The organism is Ignatzschineria rhizosphaerae, from assembly GCF_022655595.1.
Classification (GTDB): Bacteria; Pseudomonadota; Gammaproteobacteria; order Cardiobacteriales; family Wohlfahrtiimonadaceae; genus Ignatzschineria; species Ignatzschineria rhizosphaerae.
This window is the reverse complement of sequence record NZ_CP093379.1, coordinates 341518-354191: the sequence shown is the minus strand read 5'-3', so window position 1 is coordinate 354191 and position 12674 is coordinate 341518. Positions and strand designations below refer to the sequence as shown.

The following is a 12674-nucleotide window of genomic DNA, read 5'->3' as shown; positions in this document are numbered from 1 at the left end:
TTAAAAAGAGGTCTCAAAGCCTTCCAATAAATATCAGATTAATATTATTAAAGATATTTATTTTTGATTATTTCTAATATCTATTTACAAGAATGAAAAACTCCTTCATCTACTTTTAAGATATTTTTAATAACAGATTAAAATAAAAAACCCATCTTAATGTAGATGGGTTTTGATTAATTGAGATGAGATTTACCTCTTCATACCTTTAGTGAGATAATCTTCAACCTCTCAATAAATCCGATCTATTTTAAAATACAAACTCAGCTTTATCTTCAAAGCCAACAAGGCGCTCAAGATCACGTTCGAAAACTGGCGTTGTACGAATTTGACCGGCAATCTTACTAAAGATTGTCGCACTCATTGCATTAGGTTTCCCAACAACTGCTAATAGACGCCCTTTTTCATTTAAAAGCTCAAAATATTCAGCAGGCATTTCAGGAACTGATGCTGTAAAAATAATCGCATCAAAAGCCCCTAAAGCTTGATACACATCTTTGATATTCCCTGTTTTATACTCGATGTTAGTAAATCCAAGTTCACGAGTAATTGCTTCAGCGTTTACATTAAAGCGCTCGACCATATCAACAGTCACAACTTCATTACCAAGACGTGATGCACATGCGGCTAAAAAGCCACTACCCGTTCCTACAATCAATACACGCTCATGATCTTGGATAGCAATTTCTTGTAAAAAACGACCTTCAAATACAGGCGGAAGCATTTTATGTGCTTCATTTAGAGGAATACGAGTTTCAGAAAATGCGACTGCCTCATACTCTTTTGGTACGAACTGGTCACGAGAAACCGTATCAAACACATCAAGAACACGCTGATTTAAAATATTCCACGGTCTTAACATTTGCTGAATCATATTCGTACGAGCTTGCTGGATTTTTTGTTCGTTGTCTAACATTTTCCCACCTTTCCAAAAAGTCTTATTTCTAATCCAATATCCAAATTAATATCCTAATAATCATGACATCATAACACCATTCAAAAAATCCTTGAAATTATTAAACAACAAGACTTGCAAGCCCTCTCGGGAAAATCTAAACTAATGGCGCACCACATCTTTTGTTCTTAACCCCGAAGGAATAATTCATGTTTAAAAATACCTCTCTTAAAGACTTTGATCCAGCGCTTTTTGAGGCTGTTGAACAAGAAAACAGACGTCAACAAGATCATATCGAACTCATCGCTTCTGAAAACTACTGCTCACCATTAGTAATGGAACTTCAAGGCTCACAACTTACTAACAAATATGCTGAAGGCTATCCAGGTAAACGCTACTATGGTGGTTGTGAATTTGTGGATATTGCCGAAGATTTAGCCATTGAACGCGCTAAAAAACTCTTTGATGCAGATTATGCAAACGTTCAGCCTCACTCAGGTTCACAAGCAAATGGTGCTGTTTATTTAGCACTTTTAGAAGCTGGTGATACTGTTTTAGGCATGAGCTTAGATCACGGTGGTCACTTAACACACGGTGCAAAAGTAAACTTTTCAGGCCGTACTTATAATGCGGTTCACTATGGTGTCGATGCTGAAGGCTTAATCGATTATGATGAAGTTGAAAAATTAGCACTTGAACATAAGCCAAAAATGATTGTGGCAGGCTTTTCAGCATATTCAAAAACATTAGACTTTAAACGTTTTCGTGAAATTGCAGATAAAGTAGGAGCTTACCTCTTTACAGATATCGCACACGTGGCAGGTTTAGTAGCAGTTGGTTTATACCCAAATCCTATTGAGTATGCTGATGTTGTGACAACTACAACCCACAAAACCCTTCGTGGTCCACGAGGCGGGTTAATCCTTACCAAAAATAGACCTGAACTGGAAAGAAAATTAAACTCAGCGATCTTCCCTGGTATTCAAGGTGGCCCTTTAATGCATGTCATTGCAGCAAAAGCGGTGGCATTCTTAGAAGCGCTTCAACCTGAGTTTAAAGAGTATCAACAACAAGTGATCACTAACGCAAAAACCATGGCTCGCGTTTTCCAATCACGTGGTTACAAAATCGTTTCTAACGGCACTGATAATCATTTAATGCTTGTTGATTTAATCGATCGCGGCTTAACGGGGAAACAAGCAGATGAAGCACTTGGCCGCGCTAACATCACAGTAAACAAAAACTCAGTACCAAATGATCCACAATCACCATTTGTAACATCAGGGATCCGTATCGGAACTCCTGCCATTACAACTCGTGGTTTTAAAGAAGCACAGTGTGATCTTCTAGCTAACTGGATCTGTGATATTTTAGACAACATTGATGATGAAACCGTAATTGATCGTGTTGCTAAAAACGTTGTCGGTCTTTGTGATAAATTCCCTGTTTATCCTGCAAAATAATATTAAAATGACTCAATAAACACTATTGAATTATGTAAAGCCCTGTCTATAAATGATCAGGGCTTTTTCATATCTCTTTTCTTGTAAACCATCTTATAAATTGATCTAAGTCGGCATAACTTCACAGTAAAGCCTCTCTTTAAGTCATAAAAATAGATAACCTGCCGTATACACCCAGCATCAAAACACTCCTAACCTATTAATATATATCGCAAAAATTAACAAACTCTTTGAGAGCCATCAAATTTGATCAAAAATTTCACATCCTTTCTAATATTTTATGATAAGTTGAAGGTGCATTTAAAATAATGCACTTAAGGGATGTAACTTAAGGATTCTGTTTGATATGAGGTAACTTATGACAACTAGTACAATTACACACAAACACAACGTTTGTGGCATCATTGTCACTACGAACTATGCAAATAAAGCGGATCTCTTAGCCTTTTTAGCTACCGTTGAATCTTGCAACATTATTGATAGCACCAATACCCAATTAGCCGCAATTATCGAAGATACGGCAATTAGAAGTGCTCGGGAAGCAATGTCGCTCATTAAAGAACAACCGATAGTTCATGATGTGACATTAATTAACCAGTTTTATAAATAACATTTAATTTCATTAGCTATTTACAAAATAGCCGAATGCAATAGGATTCATAAAGCCTTACAACTACAAGTCGTAAGGCTTTTTTCTTAGGCTTTTCTTTAGTTGCCAAAGCGTTATAGATAGATGCTTTATTACCCACTTTACAAACAGAGACAATCATTAAAATAAAATCAACCACTTAATCTATAAAAATAAGTTATTCCTCTATTGTCAGCACATTATCCCGAAAGTTATCCCCAGAAATTGTGCATATCTTTTAAGTTATCCAAACTATTTTAAATTTAAAAAATGCAGTAGATCTTGCCACTAAAACAGAGAGGTTATATCAATATAATAAAGATCTTTATCATAGATATCCTCTATCACATCCTCTATAATTCACTAAGTGATAATTTATATAGTGCAATAACTTCAATATTCAGCATCACTTCTATGCGCTTTTCCTACTCTAAATGGTGGCTATGATTTTAATATTACGATTATTGCTTACAACGCTTATCATCGGCATATTGCTCTTTATCACAATTATTGCGCTTGGTAACGGTTATATCTATTATCAAAACCAGCAATATAGCCCGCAAAAAAATGCCGATACCATCATTATTTTAGGTGCACATATTGAAGGTTATCCTTTAAGACCAAGTTTAATGCTGCAATATCGCCTTGATAAAGCGGTAGATTATTGGCGAGAAAATCCAGAAGTAACCATTGTTACAACAGGTGGTAAAACTGTGGGCTATTCTCAAAGCGAAGCTCAGGTTATGCAGCAATACCTTATTCAACAAGGCATTCCTCAAGCGCAGATTTTATTAGAAGAGGAATCTACACGAACAGCACATCAATTTATTAATGCACAAAGCATTTTAAAAAATGCCGGTAAAAAAGTTGAGGAGGTTGTTATTATCACCAATGACTTTCACCTTCCTCGCTCAATGATGCTTGCTAAAAGATCAGGTCTGACAAATATCTCAGGCCTTGCAGGAAGGACTCCACAAGATCAAGGCTCAAAAATCACCGCACATATCCGAGAACCTCTCGCTCTCCTTAACTCTTGGTTATTTGATCATCCTGAGTAAAACAGATTATTCATAAGTTTCTGTTTGTTTAAATTCTTCAAGTAACGTTTCAAAAGGGAGGTTTCGCCCGATCACAACAAATTGGCTAATAATCTTCTCACTAGGCTGCCACTCATCGCCATAATCAAAGCCAACGACTTTATAGACACCTTGAATTACCAATTTTTTTGGCTCATCTGCAATCGCTAAAATCCCTTTATAACGGAGCATATCATTACCGTGACGCTCGACTAACATCGTCATAAACTCTCCGATTTGATCAAGGTCTAACGCACCTGCCTCAAAAAGGTATGAGCGAATATTATCATTCCAAGATTGCTCGCTATTAGAGGTAAAAGGCTGAAAGCTAAAAGTCGCTTTATCCGGCTGAAATTGAAAACTCTTTGCCTCTAAATCTAATTCATCATCAATTTCAAATGCTGAAATTCCTAACCACGACTCTGGTAAGATTTCTCCAAATGAAGCTTCTAGCAAACTCGCTTTTGTGTTAATACGATAGATTCGATCAAGCACTAATACTTTTTGCGCATCATCTACTCGATCGAGCTTCGTTAATACCAAACGATCGGCAAATCCAATCTGCACGGAAGCTACAGGATGTTCATCAAGCTGTAACATAATATGCTCAGCATCTACTAAGGTAATCACCGCGTCTAAATAGACTTCACTACGAATGCGCTCATCCACAAAAAAAGATTGGATAATAGGTCCTGGATCTGCAAGCCCTGTCGTTTCTAAGATTAACCAATCAATAGATATTAAGCCTTTTTCAATTTTATCTAAAAGCTCATGAAGGGCCTCAGTTAATTCCCCACGAACACTACAACAGATACATCCATTACTTAATTCAATGAGTTCTAAAGTTTGGCTCTGATTTAATAAAGCGCCATCAATATTCACCTCACCAAACTCATTTTCAACAATCGCAAACTTTTTAGTTTGATCAGTTGCTAACAGATAATTAATAAAAGTTGTTTTTCCTGAACCTAAAAACCCCGTTAAAATCGTTACTGGTAACATAAAGATCCTTCCTAAAATTGATTATAATGATGATACTCTTAATGTAGATTTGCGCATCTTAACAACAACGAAATCCGCCAGTGCCACCTTTTCCGCCATATCTTGCTTCTTGACGTTCTTTAAAAAACTCCTCATAAGTCATCGGCTCTTGGTCTGGATGCTTTAGTTTTACATGCTGCACATAATTATCATAATCTGGAATCCCTACCATTAGATTAGCCATTTGACCTAGGTACTTCCCTGCTTTTGCAATTTTCTTAAACATGATGTTCTCCTTTCATCAGTAGCTATTACTCATCATCCTAATTAAAATAGAGAGTCTCTTGCCATCATCTCACAGATTTTGACAAGAGAACCCTATATTCATTGACATAACGACCTCATCGAACCATTTCAATCGCTATTTTATACTCAACTTATTGAACTTTAGATACTGCCTCTGGAAATGGTTCATAAGGTGTTTCATTTGCGGTTGGCTTAGCACTTCTTAAGCCGCCTAATGCTGTTTTAAATGAGTAGATTGCAAGTAACACCACAACTAACATAAAAAAGAGCGTTAATATACCATTGACTTGATTATTAAAAATGACTTGCTCTACTTTATCAACGCTACTAAAAATTGCATTAGAGACAAATGGTTGCTCAATAAACTGTCCCTTAAGCTGCGCTGCTTTTGCAAAAAAACCAACCGCTGGATCTGCTGAAAAGACCTTCTGCCAGCCAGCTGTCATCGTACAGATTAAGAGCCACGCCGTTGGGAAGATTGCAACCCAGACATAACGTTGCTGCTTCATCTTATAAAGAACTGCTGCGCAGAGCATTAGAGCGATCGCTGCAAGCATCTGGTTCGCAATTCCAAAAAGTGGCCACAATGTATTAATGCCACCTAATGGATCTACAACTCCTTGATAGAGGAAGTATCCCCAAGCAGCAACGACAACGCCTGTTGCAACAAGGTTTACAGCAAGTAAATCCGTTCTACCCCATTTAGGATTAATAACCGCTAAAATCCCTTGGAACATATAACGAGCAGAGCGCGTTCCGGCATCAACTGCCGTTAAAATAAAGAGCGCCTCAAACAAAATTGCAAAGTGATACCAAAAGTCCATCTTCACAAGGCCACCTAAGGCGCCATGTAAAATGGTTGCCATTCCAATCGCTAGCGTTGGTGCGCCCCCTGTTCTAGAGATAATACTAGGTTCATCGACGGCAATGGCAAGTTGTCTTAAATCCTCTGGGGTGATTTGAAAGCCAAGATTACTAACCGTTGTCGCAGCGGCTAAAACCGTATCTTCTAAACCTGAGGGGTTTAAAAATGCCATCGGACTATTCATCGCAAAATAGATACCAGGATCGATAATCGATGCACAGATTAATGCCATGATCGCCACAAATGATTCCATCAACATTCCACCATAACCGATAAGCGGTGCTTGATCTTCATTTTCGAGCATTTTTGGTGTTGTTCCTGAAGCGATTAAAGCATGGAATCCTGATACAGCACCACAGGCAATCGTAATAAAGAGGAATGGAAAAAGATCCCCAGACCACACAGGACCATTATTTCCTCTTTCTGCAAACTGCGTTAATGCCGGCATTTTAAGCTCAGGCATTACTATCACAATCCCGATAGCTAAGGCGATAATAGCGCCTATTTTTAAGAAAGTTGAGAGATAATCACGAGGAGCGAGCAGTAACCATACCGGTAAAACAGCCGCAATAAACCCATAGATAACCAGCGCTAATGTTAATCCTTTTCCTGAAAAATCAAACCACACGCCAATTGTTGAATCTGCAATATCCTTCCCAAACACAATCCCTAAAATTAAAAGCACAAATCCTATAACGGAGATCTCTAATACACGCCCTGGGCGGATATAGCGCATATAAACACCCATAAAAACGGCTAAGGGTATCGTAAATGCCACAGCAAACGTCCCCCACGGGCTATGCTCAAGTGCTTTTACTACGATCATCGCAAGGACTGCTAGGATAATAATCATAATCATAAAACAAGCAATTAAAGCAATAATACCGGGAATAGAGCCCATCTCACTCTTAATAAGCTCCCCTAAAGATTTCCCATCACGGCGCGTAGAGACAAATAGCACCATAAAGTCTTGAACCGCTCCGGCAAAAATAACTCCCGCTAAAATCCAGAGCATTCCTGGAAGATATCCCATTTGCGCGGCTAATACAGGACCAACCAAAGGTCCAGCCCCAGCAATTGCCGCAAAGTGATGCCCAAAAAGAATCGATTTACGTGTGGGGACGTAATCAAGCCCATCATTATGCTTAAAAGCAGGTGTTAAACGAGTACTATCCACCTTTAAAACACGTTTTGCGATATAAAGTGAATAGTAGCGATACCCAATTAAATAAACACAGATTGAAGCTGTTAAAACCCACATCGCATTAATCGTCTCTCCACGATTTAATGCCACATAGCCAAGGCAAAGCGCCCCTAAAACAGCAACAACGACCCAAATTAAATGACTTTTAAAGCCACGAGATGAAGTTGCAACCATATTACTTACCCCTAAAATCAAAAGGACTATCGATTAATCAAACTCTTCAGTGAGATTACAGATCAATATGACACATTTACGAGATTATGGAATAGCAACTATAGAAATAGATTAGAGGATGCTGATTAGAAACAAATAATATAAAAAATCTCTTTTTACTTTAAGTGCTTTCTTAAAAAATAAGCAGGTTATAGTAAAATCGATTTAAAAATAGCTAAATCAGATTACCGGCACATCGATTATGGGACGCGCAATAATCGTTCTACCATGCATCGGGCAAGCTGATTTGACTCAAGCCGTGCTATTTTACTTTTAAGATAGTATTTCTTAAACCGAATCGACTATATTAAATCTCATCCCAAGAAAACAGAAATTCATCTGAAGGACATTCTACTTCTTGCGCTTCCATATAATAGCCATTTTTATCCTTCCCTAATATGGTAATCATTGTGCCTTTTAAGTTATATTCTGCGGTATGAAATGTCTCATAATCTACTGCTAAAAACGGTTTAGAAATAAGATAGATTTGATTTTTATCTTTTGCATAAGGAGTATTATCAAAATATTGAAATGTTTGAGCATCAGCACCTTCAATCTCCATTATCCCCTCACGAGTAAAACCAAATACTTTATCTTTATCTCGTAAGTAACCAGAGCCATATTGCAAAGGCTCAATCGTCATATAATCAAACGATAGATTATTTATCTCCTTAGAACCATAGGTATAAAGATGATCTTTATCCACGGCATAGTATCGATTGAGCATCTTGATCGTTTCAAGGTCTGCATCTTTTATAATGGATAGATCGTGCCCATTCATAGCTGATTCTGACTCATAATAGACTTGATGATTATCCCGCCAATATTGCTGCGTTTGAGAAGAACCATCCCATGGCAAATCTCCGCCAACTTTAAATTGCGATAAGTACTCATGATCAAGGATAAAGCTGAGCTTCTCTAAAAAGTGAAAATCGGCATTCTCAACCTTACTTCCTACATAATATTGCCCATTTTTATCTTCTGCAAAAGGCCCATTGATAATCTTAAAAGTTGCAGTGTCTATCTCTTTTAAAAAATCACCATATACATAGTAATAGTTCTTATCCTTGGCATACCATGCATTTAAAGGTTTAAAACTCTTCGCATCAACGATTTTACTCATCGGTTCCCCGAAATAGTAAACTTGATGATTATCTTTGGCATAAGCGGCATCAAGAATTTTAAAAGAGCGAGCATCAGCTCCTGAAACCGGACTTCCCCAATAATGAATAACTCCATTTTCGATCGAATAAAATCCCATCTCTTCAGGATCATCATGTGTAAAACGATCCCCATAAAAAAACAATCCTCCTAACAAGGTTGCCGCAATCAAAAATATCCCAAGTAGATGAAATCTCTTCATAACTATTGATACACTTCCCTTAAAATCTATTGTCTATAAACAAATCCACAGGTACTAACTAACTTACCCTTCAGCCACCGTAGCACACTTACAAACAGCCATTATGAGTTATAACAACCTGTTTTGAAAAAACACTCTATTTTAAGAGTCCATTTAACGATTATTCTCCCCCCATTCGCACATCGCATCGATAATCGGTAACAACGATCGTCCTCGCATCGATAAACGGTACTCTACTTTGGGGGGAATTTGCGGATACTCTTTACGAATGACTAGCTCATCACGTTCTAATTCTTTAAGCGTATTACTCAAGGTTTTAAAGGATATTTTCTCAATATGACGCTTTAGCTGATTAAAGCGCATAACAGAATTCACACTCAACCAATAGAGGATCATAATCTTATATCGACCATTAATTAAGGATAAAGTATAACCAATTCCTGTTTCTGAAATTGGTGTATCCCCAGCTATACACGGCGACTCAATCATTTTACACTCTCCTTTGGGTTAGTATATAACCTCATTTACCGTACTTTTTTTTTGATATCGACTCTCTTACAATAAATTCAACTTGAAGAATTTATTTTCTAAATGCTTCATTATTATAAGGAAATATCAAATGAAAAAAACTCTCGTTATTATAGCGCACCCAAATCTTGAACGTTCTGTTGTCAATAAAGCATGGCTAGAAAAACTCAAATCACACCCTGAACAATATACCATTCATGATCTTTACGAAGTCTATCCTGATAAAAATATCGATGTTGAGGCTGAGCAAAAATTAGTAGAAGACCATGACCATATTGTCTTTCAATTCCCTCTCTTTTGGTTTAGCTCACCGCCCCTTCTTAAAAAATGGCAAGATTTAGTGCTGACCTATGGCTGGGCTTACGGCTCTTCGGGGAATGCCTTAATCAATAAATCGTTCTCACTTGCTGTTGCTGTTGGAATTTGGAAAGAGGACTATCAACCAACGGGACGTTATCTTCACACGATTGAAGAGGTACTAAGACCTTTTGAGATGACCGTAAACTATATTAAATCACGCTATTTAAAACCTTTTTTCCTGTTTGGAACAGAGCCTAATGCAGCAATGAAAGAACTCTCTAAGCAAGAAATTGAGCAAAGCGCTGAAGATTATCATCAGCACTTGCAATCTCTTATCAGTATTTAACCTCGTCTTTCTTCATTTTCCTATCATTTGTGGCTGAGCTAAAACTATTTTATAGATAGCTCTCCACTAATTTCTACTAAGGAGATAATTATGAAATTATATTTACTAGATCACTGCCCATTTTGCGCTCGTGTTCGTGTGATACTTGGCTTAAAAGATCTTCCATTTGAATTACACTATATTCAACAAGATGATTCTGAAACCCCAACAAAAATGACGGGGAATGATTTAATGCCTATTTTAGAATATGCCCCTCATCAATATATGGTGGAAAGCCTAGATATCGTTAAGTATCTCGATGAAGAGATTGGAGAATCGATCTTACTGCCGGAGCAAGACCCAAGAATCGCCAACTGGATTAACAATTCTGATGATATTTTTGATCGTCTCACTACACCCCTTTACTATCAAATGGATCTTCCTGAACTTGCCTCCTTAGAAGCAAGAGAAGCTTATCGGGCGATCCATGAACCTAGAGTAGATGATTTTAATCAGCTCCATAAAGAAGCGACTCGCCTCATGCAAGAAGGTCATAATGCCCTCCTTAAACTTGAAACAATCATCGACCTTGATCGTGTCAAGCGCCAAACATTTGCCCTAGATGATATTTTACTCTATCCCATGCTACGTCATATCACGGCAATTAAAGGGATCGAGCTTCCTTCAAAGGTTGCAAAATATATTGAAATAATGGAAAAAGCTTCCAAACTCCCAAGTTATCAAAGTAAAGCCATTGATCCCTTTGCGCCAGTACCAAGATAAGCACTGTGTCTTAAATTTAAGAAATTGAAATCAGAGACAAAAAATTAAAGATACGCTAGATGATATAGTAATTCCCTAGCGTATTTTTTGTTTTTTTGAAAATTCATTTAAAGCCATCTTCTTTGAAATCGGTAGATATAACTGTTGATCACCGTTATTATTCATCGTTACTAATCATAGCTATTACCCTTTCAATAAATCCTTCAATCATACGAAACAACTCATCACAAGATTCTTGCACGTTTATTCAATAGATAAAATAATATAGACACACCACTATTAATAGAGATTCCCATGCCAAAAAAAAGAAAAATGAGCTTACATAAAAAATGGATACTACTAAGTCTATTTAGTACTTTTACTATGGCTCTATCAAATCTTGCTCATAGCGCTCCCTACTTAAGTGAAAAGGTAGATGATTGGCTTTTAGATTGTGATAATACCGGCACTTGCCGTGCTCATGGCTACCAAACATGGGAAGAGAGCAATTTTGTTTTAGGCGCATCAATACTACTTGAAAGAGCTGCTGGTGCTAATAGTGAAGTGCAGGGATTTATACAGCTAAATATGGCAACAGATAGGGATCTTCCGAAAAATTTCTCACTACTTTTAAATCAAGAAAACTATGGTGATTTAGAAAACCCCATGGATGATCAATTTACTTTAACGCGCACTCAACTTGCCGGAATACTACAGTCCCCAAAGACACTGGAAAATATAGTAGTCGAGGTAAACTTTAAGAATCTTGATACCATTGAAAATATCAAGATTCCGGGCGCTGGGCTTTTAGAGATACTATTAAAGATGGATGAATTTCAAAAACGTATTGGGACCTCTAGCGCCTTAATTCAAAAAGGAGATCTTCCTGAAGATAATATCTTAAAACCAATCCAGATTCCTTCCATCACCATTCCCCTTCTTACAGAAAAAGAGGAAGATCTCACCTATTTTAATAAGCACCTACCTGAAATTAGAACCATTGCTAAATCTTTATTTGTAGAAAGTGATGAAAATATCTGTTGGACAAATGATGATTCAGAGTTAGAGCAAATGGAGATCATTCTTTACGGACTCGATAAAGATCACGTTTTAGTCACTCATCAATGCTATCTTGCAGCTTATAACTATGGTTCTGCCTACTATGTTATCGATCGAGATCTTAAAATGCGGAGTCAGCCAATCATTGGACAAGATTATGAACATGGAGAGATCTTCTCTTCTCACAAAGGCCGTGGACTTGGAGATTGTTGGAGTTTTCATGCCTATGCTTGGAATGGGCAGACATTAGTGCAAACAGAAGGTGGATATTCAGGTAGTTGCCGAGGCATGGCAGGCGGATTTTGGACAATCCCACAAGTTGTGACAAAGGTCGTGAATCTTAATAGATAAATTTCCCCCATAAATAAGAGGACTCAAGATTCTTTCGTAACCTTTCAATTCTTAAAAAGAATCAAAGTTTTGAGCGATGTCAAAATCTTTGAGACACTATCAATCTTCATCCTTCGGAATCTTTGTCGACTTAGATGTTTCGTTAGCTATCTCTTCTGCTTGCTCTTTTTTAGCCTTTTTATAAACATCAATAATGATTGAGAAAAGAATTGCCGGCACAAAAGTCCACAAAAATGCTGAAAAGTAAGGTCCCACTAGATAATCTCCAATAGAACCATGGTCGTCTCTAAACATCATAGCGATCAAAAGGACAATGGGATAAAACACCACATATAACAGAACAAACATGATTGCC

13 protein-coding genes are annotated in these 12674 nt (G+C 37.3%); 6 read left to right on the top strand and 7 right to left on the bottom strand.

Annotation, left to right across the window (positions count from 1 at the left end):
• Positions 1-250 precede the first annotated feature (250 nt).
• Entirely contained in the window at positions 251-916 is a 666-nt protein-coding gene (locus MMG00_RS01595) for a protein-L-isoaspartate O-methyltransferase family protein (protein WP_242150429.1), read from the bottom strand.
• A gap of 188 nt (positions 917-1104) precedes the next feature.
• Between MMG00_RS01595 and glyA the strand changes: the two genes are divergently transcribed.
• The 3 genes from glyA to MMG00_RS01580 all read left to right on the top strand — a co-directional run bounded on the left by glyA (position 1105) and on the right by MMG00_RS01580 (position 4044).
• Positions 1105-2358, top strand: coding sequence for a serine hydroxymethyltransferase (glyA, locus tag MMG00_RS01590; protein ID WP_242150427.1), 1254 nt, complete (start codon positions 1105-1107; stop codon positions 2356-2358).
• A gap of 358 nt (positions 2359-2716) precedes the next feature.
• Complete coding sequence (locus MMG00_RS01585; RefSeq protein ID WP_242150424.1) at positions 2717-2968, top strand: chaperone NapD; 252 nt, start codon at positions 2717-2719, stop codon at positions 2966-2968.
• A 461-nt stretch (positions 2969-3429) separates the two neighbouring features.
• A complete protein-coding gene (locus tag MMG00_RS01580; RefSeq protein ID WP_242150421.1) occupies positions 3430-4044 on the top strand; it encodes a YdcF family protein in 615 nt (204 codons plus the stop codon).
• Between the two features lie 6 nt (positions 4045-4050).
• Here MMG00_RS01580 and MMG00_RS01575 read toward each other — a convergent pair whose 3' ends face one another.
• From MMG00_RS01575 to MMG00_RS01555, 5 genes are all read right to left on the bottom strand, one after another.
• Positions 4051-5064 carry a CobW family GTP-binding protein gene (locus MMG00_RS01575; protein ID WP_242150418.1) on the bottom strand — a complete coding sequence of 338 codons (1014 nt, stop codon included), beginning with the start codon at positions 5062-5064 and terminating at the stop codon, positions 4051-4053.
• 58 nt (positions 5065-5122) lie between these two features.
• A complete protein-coding gene (locus MMG00_RS01570; protein WP_242150416.1) occupies positions 5123-5329 on the bottom strand; it encodes a YbdD/YjiX family protein in 207 nt (68 codons plus the stop codon).
• 151 nt (positions 5330-5480) lie between these two features.
• Positions 5481-7592, bottom strand: coding sequence for a pyruvate/proton symporter CstA (gene cstA / locus MMG00_RS01565; RefSeq protein ID WP_242150413.1), 2112 nt, complete (start codon positions 7590-7592; stop codon positions 5481-5483).
• A gap of 346 nt (positions 7593-7938) precedes the next feature.
• Positions 7939-8994 carry a DKNYY domain-containing protein gene (locus MMG00_RS01560; protein WP_242150409.1) on the bottom strand — a complete coding sequence of 352 codons (1056 nt, stop codon included), beginning with the start codon at positions 8992-8994 and terminating at the stop codon, positions 7939-7941.
• A gap of 153 nt (positions 8995-9147) precedes the next feature.
• Positions 9148-9483: a winged helix-turn-helix transcriptional regulator gene (locus MMG00_RS01555; protein WP_242150406.1), complete on the bottom strand. Its 336-nt coding sequence runs from the start codon at positions 9481-9483 to the stop codon at positions 9148-9150.
• Between the two features lie 130 nt (positions 9484-9613).
• On the opposite strand from MMG00_RS01555, the gene MMG00_RS01550 reads away from it, so the two are divergent.
• The 3 genes from MMG00_RS01550 (at position 9614) to MMG00_RS01540 (ending at position 12319) form a co-directional block, all read left to right on the top strand.
• A complete protein-coding gene (locus MMG00_RS01550) occupies positions 9614-10168 on the top strand; it encodes an NAD(P)H-dependent oxidoreductase (RefSeq protein ID WP_242150403.1) in 555 nt (184 codons plus the stop codon).
• A 90-nt stretch (positions 10169-10258) separates the two neighbouring features.
• Positions 10259-10930: a glutaredoxin 2 gene (grxB, locus tag MMG00_RS01545; protein WP_242150400.1), complete on the top strand. Its 672-nt coding sequence runs from the start codon at positions 10259-10261 to the stop codon at positions 10928-10930.
• Between the two features lie 294 nt (positions 10931-11224).
• Entirely contained in the window at positions 11225-12319 is a 1095-nt protein-coding gene (locus tag MMG00_RS01540) for a DUF1176 domain-containing protein (RefSeq protein ID WP_242150397.1), read from the top strand.
• 99 nt (positions 12320-12418) lie between these two features.
• On the opposite strand, the gene MMG00_RS01535 is transcribed toward MMG00_RS01540, so the two are convergent.
• Positions 12419-12667 carry a hypothetical protein gene (locus MMG00_RS01535; protein ID WP_242150394.1) on the bottom strand — a complete coding sequence of 83 codons (249 nt, stop codon included), beginning with the start codon at positions 12665-12667 and terminating at the stop codon, positions 12419-12421.
• Positions 12668-12674 lie beyond the last annotated feature (7 nt).